The following is a 13,654-nucleotide window of genomic DNA, read 5'->3' on the forward strand; positions in this document are numbered from 1 at the left end:
GGATGTCCGCGAGAGGATAACGGCGCCAGTCGGGGCGGGCTCGACCAAACGCAGCGGCTTTCAGTACCCCGTGAGCCGGTGGTAGGTGTCGAGGATGATGCGCGCGTGGTTCGTCCACGAGTAGCCGCGTCCACGCGTCACCCGCTGGCTCCGGGCTGTGTCGGGCTCCGTGGACTCCAGCAGGCGCTGCACCGACTCCGTCCAGGCGCCGATGTCTCCCACCGGGGCATAGGTGACGGTGTCGCCGCCCACTTCGCGCAGCACGGGCAGGTCGCTCGCCACCACGCGCGTTCCGCAGGCCAGGGCCTCGATGACGGGCAACCCGAAGCCCTCGGCCTCGCTCGTCACCAGCACTGCCCGCGCCTTCCGGTACAGCCCCGCCAGCGTCGCCCGGTCGAGCTTCGGAGGTTGGAGCAGTGCATCACCGATGCCGAGCCTCTCCACGTGGGCCCGTTGGGCCTCGCTCAGCGCCGCTCCCTGCTGCACCAGGCGCAGGTCCGGATGCTGACGGCGCAGTGCCGCGAAGACCTCGAAGAGTACGTCCACGCGCTTGCGAGGAATCCCGCTACCCACGTGCAACACGTAGGGCCGGCCTCCGAGTGGACGCAGCACCTCGTCGCTCGTGTCTCCCGGCACCGGCTCGGGTCCGTACTCCGCCGAGACACCGGGCGGCGCGTACACCAGTCGCTCGGGGCGCACCAGTTTGTGGCGCAGCAGTTCCTCGCGCACCGCGCGCGTGCCGTGGAACACCACCGCCGCCCGTTGCAGTCCCTTCAGCGTGGTCCACGCCATGGCCCGGAACCATGCCGGCCGAGGTTCCTTCTCCGGCTCCACGAGGCTGCGGAAGGCATCCAGGTCGTGGCAGTACACGCCCGTGCGCTCGGGCGGCAGCGCGTGCACGAGCTGCGCATATGTGTGGTCCACCACGTGGTACGCGTCCTGCCCTCGCGTGCGGAGGGCCGCCCGGGCCGGGTAGGCGAGGAAGCGCGTGAGCACCCGGTCCATGTTGAGCGCATCGCGGCGCTCGCGCAGCACGGGCAGCTTCCTCGCCACGGGCAGCAGCTTGGGGCGCACCGACGTCACCCACACCGACTCCGCCAGCGGGCCGCTGAACTGCTCGTGCAGCGCCTCGCCCGCGAGGTCCATGCTCGGCCAGCCCTCGCCGAGCGGATCCATCAACAACGCCAGGCGCAGCGGGCGATGGTTGCGGCTCATGTGTCCTCCACTGCGCGCGCATCCGTCCGGTCCAGCAGCACGTCCAGCGTGTGCGCGAGCGAGAAATTCTCCGTGTAGAAATCGGCGGCGCGCCGGCCCAGGGCGGGCCACGTCTCCGGCGCGGACATCAGCTCCCTGGCGGCCTTCAGGACGGCGGCACCCGTGGGCTCGGGGGCCAGGGCGAGTGCGTGGGAGCCATGCCACGGGGGCTCGGTGGCGGGGCCGGCGTTGGACACCAGTGGCACGCCCAGCCCCAGTCCCGCCATGGCGCTGCTGCGGCGCGTGCTGAGCCCATCGGGGAAGGGCTGGAGCAGCACGTCGCAGGCCTTCAGCGTGGCCGCGAGCTCGTCTCCCGGCAGTCCGCCCAGTGCGCGCACGCGTCCGGTGAGCTCCGGGTAGCGGCGGGTGAGTTGCTCGGCGAAGCGCGTGCCCCCCCGGCCAGCCAGCACCGCCACGCGGCGCGCGTCCTCGCGCAGCAGCTCGGGCAGCACTTCCTCCAACAGGCCCGCGATGAGGTCTCCGTACGTTCCCAGGTGGCCGAGCAGCACGGTCTCCGGGCTCGTGCGCAGCGAGGCCCGGATGCGCTCCACCGCGCTCGCGGGGGGCTGCGTGGGCAGGTTGCTCGGCACGGGCAGCCACTCGATGGGGACACGGCGCGGCGGCGCGTGGAGGAGCCTGTTCCACCACGGCGTGGAGACGAAGAGCCGGTCCGCTCGCGCCAGGACGATCGCCGCCATGGCCCGGGTGACGGCCCCCAGCACGTTGTGGCGCCACGGCAGCTTCCAGCCCCAGGGGAAGCAGACCTCGTGGAAGAACATCCACACCTCGTCCCGCCGGCGCCTCGCGAGCCACAGCGTGAAGGGGACGTTCATCGCCCGGTAGCCGAAGGCGTGGGGCACGTACTGCACCACCAGCCGCTTCGGGCCGGGCAGCCGCTCCAGCTCCCGCTCCAGTCGCGCGAGGCCTCGCACACCGAAGCCCTCGGGGAGCCGGTGCACGGTGACGCCCTCGGGGGGCGGAGTGTCCTGCCGCTCGCCCGGGGCCCAGACGTGGACGGCACAGCCCTCTTGCGCGAGCCCCTCGGCCACCTGCCACGTGTAGTCACTCACTCCGCCGGGCTGCGGGGGGAACTCGCCCGTGAGGAGGTGCCAGGAGACGCCGTGCGCGTCCGCGCGCCGACCGCTCATGTCCGCCCTCCCAGCACCCGCGCGTAGACGTCCCGTACCTGCGCGGCGTAGCGCTCGCGGGTGAAGCGCTCGAGCACCGAGCGCCGGGCCTCCGTGCCCAGCCGCGCGCGCAATTCCGGCTCCTGGACGAGCCGTGCCATCGCCTCGGCGAGCGCCTCCACGTTCCCGGGCGAGAAGGTCAACGCGTCGTGCTCGGAGCGGACGAGCTCCGCGGCCCCACCCGCCGCGGACACCACCACCGCCCGGGCGCACGACATGGCCTCGACGATGGTCATCCCGAAGGGCTCCGGCCGCGTGCTGGCGTGCACCACCGCGTCGAGTGCCCGGTAGATGGGCGCGGGCTCGGACTGGAAGGGGATGAAGCCCACGTGGCCCTCCAGGCCCAGCGAGTGCGCGGTGGCGCGCAGCTCCGCCTCGGAGAACTGGGAGCCGGGCGTGCGGTACACGGGGCTGCCCACCACGTAGAAGCGCACCGCCTGTGTGGGGTACCGGGCCCGCAGGCGCGCCGCCGCCTGGAGGAACACTTCCTGTCCCTTCCAGCGCGCGTAGGTGGCCACGAGCCCCAGCCGCACCGTGTCTCCCGGCGCCGGAGGCAGTCCCGCGAGTGTGTCGAGCCGTCCGCCATCGGCCGGGCCGGGTGCGAAGCGCTCCGTGTCCACGCCGTTGTGGACCGGGAACACCGGGACGCGGCCGAGCACGTGCCGTGCGTCCTCCGCCACCGCCGCCGAGTTGGCGATGGCCGCCGCCGCGCGCACCCCGGCCACCCGCAGCAGCCGCCGCACCAGGGGCCGCTCGCCGAGGAAGTCATGGAGGTGCCACACCACGGGCGCGCCCGGGGCGCAGAGCGCGGAGAGCAGGTGCGTCTTGAGTCCGTTGGAGTGGACGAGGGTGGGACGGAAGTCCCGGAGGGCTCGCTGCAGGGAGAGCAGGTGGGCCGCGGCGGACGGGGTGGCCCGGGCCAGGGAGGCGCCGAAGCGCAGGACGCGGTCCGCTCCGGCGCCGCGCAGCTGCGAGTCCCCGAGCGAGGCGAGCCCGGAGGGCAGGGGCAGGACGAGTGTCTCCACGCCGAGTGCTCGTGCCTGCTCAGTCAGGGGTCCTTCCGCACCGGCGATGAGCCCGAGCCAGGGGGTCTCCGGCGAACGGCGTAGACAGTCCATCAGGTCCAGGAGCGTCCGCTCCGCACCGCCCACCACTCCCACCGGACTGAGGAAGAGCCAACGCACGCGGCGGACCCCACCAGAGGTCCACCGGCCAGGTCAAGGAAGCGTTGAAAACATGGAGAGTGGGGCGGAGGCCCGGCTGGCCGCCCGCAGGTGGGGGAGCCTGGCTCGGTGGGAATATCCGCGGGCCGTTCCCAGGCCGGGTGATGGCAGTATAGGGAGCACGCCTATGAGTCGAACGCGCCGCTATCTCCGGGGAATGGGGGTGGGTTACGCCTACCAGCTCCTCTCCATGTGCGTCGGGCTCTTCCTGACCCGATTCCTGCTCCTGCGCCTCGGCTCCGAGCAATACGGCCTGTGGGTCATCGGCATGCAGCTGCTCAGCTGGCTGCTGCTGCTGGACGTGGGCGTTATCGCCCTGGTGCCTCGGGAGGTCGCGATCGCCACCGGCCGTGCGGAGGACCCGGAGGCCACGCCGCGTCTGGTGGGCTTCACGCTGCGGCTGGCCTTGATGCAGTCGCTCCTCATCGGGACGGCGGCGCTCGGCCTGTGGTTGTTGCTGCCCTCGGACTGGGAGGCGCTGCGCCCGGCCCTGGGACCCACGTTGTTCGCGTTCGTCCTCCTCTATCCGCTGCGTATGTTGTCCGCGCTCATCGAGGGCCTGCAGGACCTCGCCTGGCTCTCCGTCTCGCAGATGGTGGGCTGGGGCGTGGGGACCGCGACCACGGTGCTGCTGGTGGTGCTCGGCCACGGCATCGTGGCGCTCGCGTGGGGGTGGATCGTCCAGCAGTTGCTCCAGGCCACGCTGGCGGGCACGCGGCTCGTGTGGCGCCACCGGCACGTGCTCCCGCGGCGGTTGCCCCGGCTCGCGTGGGCCGACGTGCTCGCCTGGTTGCGCCGGGGCGCGTGGGTCACCGTCAGCCAGCTCGCCACCGTGCTCCTCACCGGCACGGATCTGCTCCTCGTCGGCAAGCTGCTCGGCCCCGAGGCCACAGTTGCCTACGCGTGCACCTCCAAGGCCGTCTCCATCCTCATCCACCAGCCGCGCATGCTCGTGAATGCCGCGCTGCCCGGCCTCAGCCAGATGCGCACCGGCGAGTCCCGCGAGCGGCTGTTGCAGGTGTGTACCAGTCTCATCCAGGCCTCGCTGCTCGTCAGCGGGCTGCTCACCACCGGCGTGGTGGCCGCCAACGGCGCCTTCGTGGGCTGGTGGGTGGGCCCGGACAAGTACCTGGGGCTCGGCGTCTCCGGGCTCATCGCCCTCAACATGGTGCTGCGCCACTGGAGCGGCGCCACCTCCATGGCCACGTTCGCCTTCGGGGATGAGCGCCGCATCGCCCTCACCTCGCTCGCCGACGGGTTGCTGGCCTTCGCGGTCGGCGCGGTGGGAGTGAAGCTCTTCGGGTACATCGGCGCGCCGCTCGGCACGTTCGCGGGCCTGGCGCTGGTGAGCCTCCCGGGCCATCTGCGCGCGCTGGCTCGGCACTCGGGCATCCCGCTGGGCCAGCTCCTCCGGCCGCTCTTCCCCTGGTTCTGGCGCACCGGGGTGACGTTGGGAGTCGCCGCCGCGCTGTCCCTCGCCTGGGGGCCCGGTCACATCCTGGGATTCCTCGTGACGGGCGCCGCCGCCGCGCTGCTGTACGGACTCGTGGTGGGCCCCGTCGCCTTCCATGGGCCGCTGGAGTCCTATGTACGGCCCCGGTGGAACGCGCTCTTCTCCCGCGTGTCCGTGTCCAAGCCCACGGGAGCGCCATGAGCCACGCGTTTCGCCTCCTCCTCGTCACGCGGCACCGCGCGGTGGTGGGCGGTGTGGAGACGCACCTGCGCACGCTGCTGCCGCTGCTCCAGGCCCGAGGCCATGCCCCCGGGCTCCTCTTCGAGCACGACGCCCGCCCCGGCCAGATGCGCATCGACGAGGGACTCGACATTCCCGTGTGGAGCCTCGCGGCGCTCGGGCGCCAGGGCGTGCTCGAGGGCGTGGCGGCATGGCGGCCCGAGCGTGTCTACCAGCATGGCGTGCAGGACCTCGAGCTGGAGGAGGCGCTGCTGGAGCGCTACCCGGCGATGCTCTTCCTCCACGCCTACTACGGCACGTGCATCAGCGGGATGAAGCGCCATGCCTTTCCCTCGCCCGTGCCTTGCGAGCGCGTGCTCGGCCCCGCGTGCCTGGTGCACTACCTCCCGCGCCGCTGCGGCGGGCGCAGCCCTGTCACCGCCCTGCGCGAGTACCGCTACCAGCAGCGCCGCCTCGCGCTCGTGCACCGTTATGGCACCGTGCTGGTGGGCAGCCGGGCCATGCGCGAGGAATACCTCCGGCACGGACTCTCCGAGTCCCAGCTGAGGTGCGTTCCCCTCTTCGGGGATGGCGCGCCGGACCCGGAGCCACCCTCCCCGAGGCCCTCGTCCGGACAGGTGCTGATGGTGGGGCGGCTCACGGAGCTGAAGGGCGGAGTGGAGCTGGTGCGCGCGCTGCCCGTGGCCCGTGCGGCGCTGGGACGCGAGTTGGAGCTGGTGGTGGCGGGGGATGGCCCGGAGCGTCCGCGCATGGAGGAAGAGGCCGCGGCGCGGCGGGTACCGGTGCGCTTCGCGGGGTGGGTGGACCGGGCCGGGCGGGATGAGCTGATGCGGCGGGCGGACCTGCTCGCGGTGCCGAGCGTCTGGCCCGAGCCCTTCGGCATCGTGGGGCTGGAAGCGGGTGGAGTGGGCCTGCCCTCGGTGGCCTTCGCGGTAGGAGGCATTCCCGACTGGTGCGAGCCGGGCGTGTCCGGTGAGCTGGCCCCGAGCAATCCGCCCACGTCCAGGGGGCTCGCGGAGGCCATCGTCCGGGCGCTCTCCGACGCGGGCCACCATGCGCGGCTCAGAGAGGGCGCCTGGCGCACGGCTCGGCGCTTCAGCGCAGAGGCCCATGTGGACGCGCTGTGCGAGCACCTCGGGGCGCTCGGGCGATAACTCAACATTGGATGCACGGCCGCTCTCCTCGCGAGCGGCGCGGGGCTCTCATGCCACTCGCGCGGACGGGGGCGGTGTGGCAAGACGGGCCCGGTCCTTCCGCGTATGCGCTCCCTTCTCGACCCCGTCCAACGCAACGTCACCGCCGCCCGGCTGAGGCTCGCCGCCCTGCTCGAGGGCCGGCCCCGTCTGGCGTACGTGGGCGGCCATGGCTTCCAGAACCTCGGCGACGATGCGCTCTTCGAGGCCGCGCGGCAGGAGCTCGACGGCTTCCACCTGGCCACCTTCCGCTACCCGCCCCAGGAGGTGCGCCTGGCGCGCCTGGGACTGTCCGGCTCGCGCTACTTCCAGCAGTTCATCCTCGGCGGGGGGACGTTCATCAACCCGTATGGGCTGCCCGTGGCGCGCACCGCCCTCCAACAGGGGCTGCCCGCCTGGACGCTGGGCACCGGCGTGGGCAGCGCTGGCTTCAACATGAGCAGCCGGCCGGACCTGACGGAGTGGCGAGCCCTGCTGCGCGACTTCCGGGCGGTGGGGGTTCGGGGTCCGTACTCCAAGGCCGCCCTCGACGCGCTGGGTGTTTCCCGTGCGGAGGTGATTGGAGACCTGGCCCTGGTGTTCGCGCAGGCGGCGCCCACGCCGGTTACGCATCCGCGCCGGTTCGCCGTCAACATCACCGTGCCGCCTCCCGAGGAACCCGAGGGCTACCCCTACGAGCGCCTGGAGGGCCTGGAGCGCGCCACCCGGCACCTCATGGCCCAGGGCTGGACGCCCGTCTTCGTGGCCATGCACTCCAACGACTACGAACCCATGCGCCGGCTCATGGCCGCGGTGGGCCGGCCGGAGGAGCCCCTCCACACGCCAGGGCGAGCCAGGGAGTACCTGGAACTCGTCGGCCCGTGCACGCTCACCCTCGCTGTCCGGCTCCACGCCGCGGTGCTCTCGTGCTGCGCGGGGACGCCGGTGCTCTCGATGGGTTACCGCGAGAAGTGCCTCGACTTCATGGCCTCGCTGGGGCTGGAGGCGTGGCACGTGGACCTGGCCACTCCCGAGGGAGACATCTTCGAGCGGGCGCTGGCCCTGTCCGAGCAGGCCGATGGTCTGAGGACCACCGTGCTGGCGCGGGCCCGGGAGAAGCAGCGGGGTATCCGCGATTACGTGCGGAAGTTGCTGAGCGCCTGAGCGGTAATGGCCATGGAGGCTTGAGCATGCGAAGGCTCGAATTTTCGATGCATCCCTCCTCGATGAAGGAGTGGCTGGGGCTCGCTGCTTTGATGAGCGCGGTGGTGTTTGTCTTCGCGGTCGTCGCGCGCGGCGATGCCTTCAGGGGTGTGGTTGTCTTCTGGTACGCATGGAGCGGTCTGGCATTGTCCGTGGCGTTCCATATCGCTCGCAGAGGAGCGTTCCTCGTCCGCGGCCGGTCAACGGTGAGCACCTGGGTGGACAAAATCCTGCTCACCAGTGTCCAGGCGTTCGGTCTCGCGGCCTTTGTGGCGCTCTCTTTCAGGCGATGAGTCGTTTGAGGTACTCCCTCGCGATTGGAGCTGAAGGTCAGGGCGTGACGGACTCGAACCACGTGCGCAGGCGGGCCAGTGGGTCCGCCGCCACGCGGGCCTCGACAGCGGCTCGTGCTTGCTCCCCCATGTGTGGCAACTCCGAGCGGCGGCGAATGGCCTCCTCCAGTGTGGCCGCGAGCGCCTGTTCCTTGCCGGCGGGAACGAGCCAGCCCGTGCGGCCGGGCTCGACCCAGGCGGCGCCACCACACTGATCCGTCACGACGACGGGCAGCCCGCAGGCCATGGCCTCGCCCACCACGAGCCCGAAGCCGTCCTCCAGCGTGGGCAGCACGAAGAGCTCGGAGCTCTCATAGGCCGGGCGCGGGTCTCCCGGCGTCGCTTCCACCGCGAGTCCCTGGCGCTCTCGCTCGAAGAGCTGGCGGGACACGCGGTCTCCGGTGGCTCCCACGATTCGGAGCTGGACGCGCTCCGAGCCCACCTGGCGGATGGCGCGCAACAGGTAGTGAAATCCCTTGCGCACGTCGAGTGAACCCACGAAACACACGCGCAGCGGTCCCTCGGCCGGAAGCCGGGTGGCCGGAGGGCGGAAGCGCTCCAGGTCGATGAGCTGATCGATGACGGAGATCTTCCCCGCGGGCACGCCGCCGCGGACCATGGAGTCGCGCGACCAGGGGGACGAGACGCGGATGGCGCTCGCGAGCGTGTACTCGCGCTGGATGCGGCGCACCGACGCGGGCGTGGGGTGTCCCAGGTGGGGGCGTCGGGCCTGCCGCCACGTCTCGCGGACGTAGACGTCCCGGAAGCCGGCGATGTGGCCGTTGGGGTTGTCCACCACGCTCGGCACTCCGGCGCGCCGGGCCCACTCGAGGGGCTCGAGCCCCACCTGCGTGAACGTGTACAGCCGCGAGGGCCGCAGGTGCTCGAGGCGGGAAGCGGCCCACTGCCCGAGGTGCTCGTCCTGGTGGAGCTGGAAGGCTCCCGTGAGCCACCGGTAGGGTGTCCAGCGCTGCACGGACGCGAGCAGGGGACGCGGAGGCGTGTGCCACACGACACCGGGGAGCGAGGCCAGCCGGGAGTCGGCGGGATGTGGCCCGAGCACATGAAGCGGGGTCCCCTCATGGGCGAGCGCGCGCACCACGGTAGCCGCGAATCCGCCCAGTCCTCCGGAGCCCGCCGCGGCTCCACACACGATGGCCGTGCTCGAGGCGTGTTCCCTGTGCATACGCTCCCCTTACCGAATTCCAATTCAACGGGACAGCAAATGCCGGGGTTCTCGAAATTTCCGTCTGTTGGGCTCCCCAGCATGCAGGCAACACGGAGGTGGTACTGCGGGACATTGACGCTCCGCGGCGCTCCCGCCACCATGCGCGCCCCTGGGGGATGGAGGCGTCGATGATTACCTACCTCGTGGCCTTCCTCGTCGCGCTGATGGTGGCCGTGGTGTTGACGTGGGTGGTGCGCAACCGTGCGCATGCGTGGGGCCTGCTGGACCAGGCCAACTCCAGCCGGAAGGTGCATGCCCGGCCCATTCCCCGCCTGGGCGGCATTGGCATCGTCGGCGGGTTCTTCGCTCCCCTCTGTGCGCTCTTCCTGGTGGACTCGGGAGTGGGCAACCACTTCCGCGCGCAGACGGCGCTGGTGTGGGGCCTGTTCGGTGGGGGATTGGGTGTGGCGGCGCTGGGCCTCTACGACGACCTGCGCGGCGCGGGCGCGAAGCTGAAGTTCAGTGTGCAGTTGATGTTGGCGCTCGGACTGTACGCGCTCGGCTTCCGCATCGAGCTCATCGCCAACCCCTTCGGGCCGCCGCTGCCGCTGGGGATGCTCAGCCTGCCCTTCACCTTGCTGTGGGTGGTGGGCGTCATCAACGCGCTCAACCTCATTGACGGGTTGGACGGGCTCGCGGGCGGAGTGGCCTTCTTCGGCGTGGGCACCAACTTCATCCTCGCGCTCACCCGGGGCGACGTGATGCTGTGCCTGATGATGGCGACGCTGGCGGGTGCCATCCTCGGGTTCCTCATCTTCAACTTCAACCCGGCCTCCATCTTCATGGGGGACACGGGCAGCATGTTCCTGGGCTTCGTGCTGGCGGCCGTCTCCATCAAGACGAGCGCCAAGAGCGGCACCGCGGTGGCCATGCTGGTGCCGGTGATGGCGCTGGGCCTGCCCATCATGGACACGCTGCTGGCCATGGTGCGGCGCACGGTGCTCGGCCGGCCCATGTTCAGCGCGGACAAGGAGCACATCCACCACCGGATGATGAGTCGGCTGGTGCTCAGTCACCGCTCGACGGTGCTGGTGCTGTACGGCCTGTGCGCGCTCTTCACCCTGACGGCGCTCGGCCTGCACTGGGCCAACACCGCGCAGAGCGCCATGTTGCTCACGGGCATGGCGGTGGTGGTGGCGGTGCTCATGCGCAAGCTGGGCTACCTGGACCTGCGGCACGCCGGCGGCGTGGGCGAGGCCCGGCGCAAGAATATCCGGCTGCGCTCGATGGTGAAGGAAGTGACGGACGCGGTGCGCGCCGCCACCGGGGTGAAGGACATCTGGGCCTCGGTGCGGCTGTTGGCGGACGAACTCGATGCCTCCCGGCTGGAGCTGCGCCTCGAGCGTCTGCAAGGGAGCAACCGGGACGGCCTCACCTTCGAGACACAGCGGCCCGCGGGCTCGGCGCTGCCGCTGGAGGTGTCCCTGGAGGTGAAGAGCGGGGATTCGGCGCTCGGCCGGTTCCTGATTGCCTGGGCCGACGGACGCTCGGAGATCAACCGCGACGAGGAGCTGGCGCTGGAGCTGGTCGCGGACGCGGTAGGGGACCGGGCCGGGACGCTGCTGGCCCAGGCCGAGGCGGATCCGCAGCGCGTCGTCTCCCTGCGTCGGTGAGCGGGGTGGGAGCGCGGGCACTCCTGGACGTGCTCCATTCCTGGCCGGAGGCCCCTCGAGGCGCCGAGCCCGGGGACGCGGAGGCGCTGGTGCTCGCGGCGGCGCGGCACGGGCTCGCGGGTTTCGTGCAGCACGCGGTGGGGCGCGCGGGGTGGACGTTGGACGAGGCGGCGCGCACGCACCTGCGGCGCGAGGCGCTGGCCCAGGCGGCGCGAGGCATGCGGGTGAAGGCGCTGCTGCTGCGGAGCCTGGACGCGTTGGTGGCCGTGGGCGTGGTACCGGTATTGCTGAAGGGGTATGGACTGGCCACGCGTCTATACCCGGAGCCACTGCAGCGGGCGACCACGGACGTGGATCTGCTGGTGGCGGACGCGAAAGTGGCCGTGGCGTCGGAGGCCCTGGTGGGACTGGGTCTCAAGGCCCTGGACGAGGCGGCGGCGGCACATGCGCGGGAACATGAGCACCACCTGACCTTCACGGGCGCGGCGGGGATGGTGGAGCTGCACTTCCGGGCGCTCGTGGGGTACGGCCAGGCGCTGGAGGCGGAGGCGCTGTTGGCCCGGGCGGAGGAGCGCGTGTTGGAGGGCCGGCGCGTGCGCTACCTGCGAGCGGAGGACGAGCTCGTCTACCTCGCGCTCCATGCGAGCAATCACCTGCTGCAGCGCCTGGCGTGGCTGTTTGATTTGAAGCTGCTGGTGCTGGCGAGCCCGGGGCTGGACTGGGGACGGGTGGTGGAGGTGGCGCGGGGGACGGCCTTCTCGCACCTGGCCTGGTACGCATTGGAGGCCGCACGACGGTTGCTGGGAGCGCCGGTGCCGGAAGAGGTGCTGGCCGCCCTGGCGCCGCCCCTGTGGCAGCGGTTGATGGCGGCGCGCTTCTTCAGTGCGGAGCGGCTACTGGAGACGGAGTTGATGCTGCACAAGCCGGTGTGGGTGGCGGCCAAGCTGCTGCTCGCACCCCGGCTGCTGCCCATGGCGCGCTATACCGTGCGCAGGCTGAGGGAAGACGGGCTCGCGGCGCTGCGTCCGAGGTGAGGCCTCGCCATCCCCATCTCGAGCGAGCAGTTGATTGCCATTGCACGGGATTGGTGGCCCTCGGACATGAGCGCTTGTGCCATCGGCTCGGGAGGCTACGCTGTGCCGCCTTGCGTGAAGGAGCCTCGAGCGTGAGCACGTCCCCCTCCGAAGTGCCCTCGATGTCGAACGATTACCCTCCCGCGCCCTGGGCCCTGCGCGGGCAGATGTACTTCTCCGTGTGGATGGTGCCCGCCGAGCGCCTCCAGGTCCGTTTGGATCCGGCGTTCGAGCTGTTCACCATCGCGGGCCGTGCGTGTGTCGCCGCGTGCTTCGTGGACTACCAGGAGGGGAGCGTGCTGACCTACGGCGAGCTCTTCGGCGCCGTCAGCGTGAGGACGCGGGGCTCGCACCACCATGGCCTCACGGTCACCCATATGTGGGTGGACAGCGAGCGCGCCATGCGTGGGGGGCACGCGCTGTGGGGCATGCCCAAGCAGATGGCGCGCTTCGAGCTCGACCACCAGCCACCCGGCGGGAGTGTCTTCTCCGGGACCGGCTGGGACCCACGGGGCGGTGAGCTGGCGCGGGTGCGCTTCCAACCTCTCGCCGGGCTGCCGCGGAGTGTCCGCATCCCGCTTGGCCTGCCCAACCTGCAGATGCTCCGCGGGCGGGTGCATGCCCCCAAGGCGGCGATCCGATTTTCGCCCCGGCTGCTGCGAGGGGCGGAGTGGTCCATTCCGACGGACAGCCCGCTGGCCTCGCTCGGCATCGTGGGGGCGCGCCCCTGGCTGAGCGGCCAGGTGCGGGACTTCGAGTGGAACCTGCCCGCGGCAACGCCTGTGGATTGAGCGCCGCGAGCGGGACGAGGGGCGCGATTCCGCTGTGGCCCCTTCGCGATTTGGGGGGGAAATTCGTCAGACTTCCTCGTCGGGCAGGAGCGCGAGGAGCAATTCGTCGTCGGGTCCGAGAGGGCGCCAGCCGGGCGGCGGTGGCGTAGTGAGGAGTGCTGTCCTGACCTGCCTGGCGCGCTCCTTATGGGTCTCTGGGGTGTCGGCCAACCACGAGCCGAACGCCTTGGCAACCTTGAAACGGTTGGCGTCATCCAGCACGGCCGGCCAGCCGTCGGGGAGACACTCGATCAGTTCGCGTACAAGCACATCGCGCACAAAGCGCGTGACCTGCTTGCGCTGCTCTGCCTCGGCGAGCAGCCCACTCAACACCTGCATCCCGGCGACGTCGTCCTTGCCGAGTTCCTCGGCCAGCGCAACGAGTGAGGCGGTGGGGCGGGTGTTCGCGAAGGCTGTGAGCGAATCGTAACCGCGCTCGCGGACCCGCTCATACAGGCGGACCCTCCAGTTGCCCCGCCATGCCTGTCCGCCGCTCATTGCCCTCTCCAGGGAGTGAACTCCACTGGGATGTCATAGCGCCTCATGCGATACGCGACGATGTCCAGGACTTCATTTCGCGTCAACATCCGTCCAGCCGTTACCTCGGCTTCGCGCAGCGCCTCCATGATCATCCGGTTCCATTCACCGGGCCACATGCGCCCCAGCTTCCAGTCGCCACCGCCGTGAATGGCCTCGTGGTGCGCCTGCTCCAGCTTGACGCAGAACTCGTCAATGTCCATCTCGCCAGTGAAGCCGCGCTTCTCGAACCACTCGCGGAACTCTTTGGGCATGACGTGGTGCCGCGGCGGCTCGGCCATGCCAGCCCCCGCCTTGCCCGTCTCGTGC

At 71.1% G+C, this 13,654-nt stretch carries 13 protein-coding genes; 7 read left to right on the forward strand and 6 right to left on the reverse strand.

Annotation, left to right across the window (positions count from 1 at the left end):
* Positions 1 to 60: 60 nt before the first annotated feature.
* From DAT35_RS23230 to DAT35_RS23240, 3 genes are read right to left on the reverse strand one after another with little or no spacing between them, the layout of a single operon-like run.
* Positions 61 to 1,215 (reverse strand): glycosyltransferase family 1 protein, encoded by a 1,155-nt coding sequence (locus DAT35_RS23230; RefSeq protein WP_233261654.1) that lies wholly within the window; start codon positions 1,213 to 1,215, stop codon positions 61 to 63.
* Positions 1,212 to 2,402 carry a glycosyltransferase gene (locus DAT35_RS23235; RefSeq protein ID WP_108069285.1) on the reverse strand — a complete coding sequence of 397 codons (1,191 nt, stop codon included), beginning with the start codon at positions 2,400 to 2,402 and terminating at the stop codon, positions 1,212 to 1,214. The genes DAT35_RS23230 and DAT35_RS23235 overlap by 4 nt, the downstream gene beginning before the upstream one ends.
* Positions 2,399 to 3,625, reverse strand: coding sequence for a glycosyltransferase family 4 protein (locus DAT35_RS23240; protein ID WP_108069337.1), 1,227 nt, complete (start codon positions 3,623 to 3,625; stop codon positions 2,399 to 2,401). Before DAT35_RS23240 ends, DAT35_RS23235 begins: the two co-directional genes overlap by 4 nt.
* Positions 3,626 to 3,791: 166 nt before the next feature.
* On the opposite strand from DAT35_RS23240, the gene DAT35_RS23245 reads away from it, so the two are divergent.
* The 4 genes from DAT35_RS23245 (at position 3,792) to DAT35_RS23260 (ending at position 8,025) form a co-directional block, all read left to right on the forward strand.
* Positions 3,792 to 5,318, forward strand: coding sequence for a lipopolysaccharide biosynthesis protein (locus tag DAT35_RS23245; protein ID WP_158501840.1), 1,527 nt, complete (start codon positions 3,792 to 3,794; stop codon positions 5,316 to 5,318).
* Positions 5,315 to 6,511, forward strand: a complete 1,197-nt coding sequence (locus DAT35_RS23250) for a glycosyltransferase family 4 protein (RefSeq protein WP_108069287.1) — start codon at positions 5,315 to 5,317, stop codon at positions 6,509 to 6,511. Before DAT35_RS23245 ends, DAT35_RS23250 begins: the two co-directional genes overlap by 4 nt.
* A 105-nt stretch (positions 6,512 to 6,616) precedes the next feature.
* Positions 6,617 to 7,693, forward strand: a complete 1,077-nt coding sequence (locus DAT35_RS23255; protein ID WP_108069288.1) for a polysaccharide pyruvyl transferase family protein — start codon at positions 6,617 to 6,619, stop codon at positions 7,691 to 7,693.
* Between the two features lie 26 nt (positions 7,694 to 7,719).
* A complete protein-coding gene (locus DAT35_RS23260; RefSeq protein ID WP_108069289.1) occupies positions 7,720 to 8,025 on the forward strand; it encodes a hypothetical protein in 306 nt (101 codons plus the stop codon).
* A 37-nt stretch (positions 8,026 to 8,062) separates the two neighbouring features.
* Here the strand turns inward: DAT35_RS23260 and DAT35_RS23265 are convergent, their stop codons facing one another.
* Positions 8,063 to 9,250, reverse strand: a complete 1,188-nt coding sequence (locus DAT35_RS23265) for a glycosyltransferase family 4 protein (protein WP_108069290.1) — start codon at positions 9,248 to 9,250, stop codon at positions 8,063 to 8,065.
* A 170-nt stretch (positions 9,251 to 9,420) separates the two neighbouring features.
* Here DAT35_RS23265 and DAT35_RS23270 point away from each other — a divergent pair, with 170 nt between their 5' ends.
* From DAT35_RS23270 to DAT35_RS23280, 3 genes are all read left to right on the forward strand, one after another.
* Positions 9,421 to 10,905, forward strand: coding sequence for an MraY family glycosyltransferase (locus DAT35_RS23270; protein ID WP_108069291.1), 1,485 nt, complete (start codon positions 9,421 to 9,423; stop codon positions 10,903 to 10,905).
* A 5-nt stretch (positions 10,906 to 10,910) separates the two neighbouring features.
* Entirely contained in the window at positions 10,911 to 11,939 is a 1,029-nt protein-coding gene (locus tag DAT35_RS23275; RefSeq protein WP_108069338.1) for a nucleotidyltransferase family protein, read from the forward strand.
* A gap of 131 nt (positions 11,940 to 12,070) precedes the next feature.
* A complete protein-coding gene (locus DAT35_RS23280; RefSeq protein ID WP_146209840.1) occupies positions 12,071 to 12,769 on the forward strand; it encodes an acetoacetate decarboxylase family protein in 699 nt (232 codons plus the stop codon).
* 66 nt (positions 12,770 to 12,835) lie between these two features.
* Here DAT35_RS23280 and DAT35_RS23285 read toward each other — a convergent pair whose 3' ends face one another.
* A complete protein-coding gene (locus DAT35_RS23285; RefSeq protein WP_108069293.1) occupies positions 12,836 to 13,306 on the reverse strand; it encodes an NUDIX hydrolase in 471 nt (156 codons plus the stop codon).
* The coding region (locus DAT35_RS23290; protein ID WP_146209841.1) for a DUF2380 domain-containing protein at positions 13,303 to 13,654 on the reverse strand (352 nt) is incomplete at its 5' end. The genes DAT35_RS23285 and DAT35_RS23290, both read right to left, overlap by 4 nt.

The organism is Vitiosangium sp. GDMCC 1.1324 (genome assembly GCF_003044305.1).
In the GTDB taxonomy this organism is placed as follows: Bacteria; Myxococcota; Myxococcia; order Myxococcales; family Myxococcaceae; genus Archangium.

Bases quoted from the DNA above. Each gene is read 5' to 3' on its own strand.
- DAT35_RS23230 (WP_233261654.1), bottom strand. From the start codon at position 1,215: ATGAGCCGCAACCATCGCCCGCTGCGCCTGGCGTTGTTGATGGATCCG.
- DAT35_RS23235 (WP_108069285.1), bottom strand. From the start codon at position 2,402: ATGAGCGGTCGGCGCGCGGACGCGCACGGCGTCTCCTGGCACCTCCTC.
- DAT35_RS23245 (WP_158501840.1), top strand. From the start codon at position 3,792: ATGAGTCGAACGCGCCGCTATCTCCGGGGAATGGGGGTGGGTTACGCC.
- DAT35_RS23250 (WP_108069287.1), top strand. From the start codon at position 5,315: ATGAGCCACGCGTTTCGCCTCCTCCTCGTCACGCGGCACCGCGCGGTG.
- DAT35_RS23255 (WP_108069288.1), top strand. From the start codon at position 6,617: ATGCGCTCCCTTCTCGACCCCGTCCAACGCAACGTCACCGCCGCCCGG.
- DAT35_RS23260 (WP_108069289.1), top strand. From the start codon at position 7,720: ATGCGAAGGCTCGAATTTTCGATGCATCCCTCCTCGATGAAGGAGTGG.
- DAT35_RS23265 (WP_108069290.1), bottom strand. From the start codon at position 9,250: ATGCACAGGGAACACGCCTCGAGCACGGCCATCGTGTGTGGAGCCGCG.
- DAT35_RS23270 (WP_108069291.1), top strand. From the start codon at position 9,421: ATGATTACCTACCTCGTGGCCTTCCTCGTCGCGCTGATGGTGGCCGTG.
- DAT35_RS23285 (WP_108069293.1), bottom strand. From the start codon at position 13,306: ATGAGCGGCGGACAGGCATGGCGGGGCAACTGGAGGGTCCGCCTGTAT.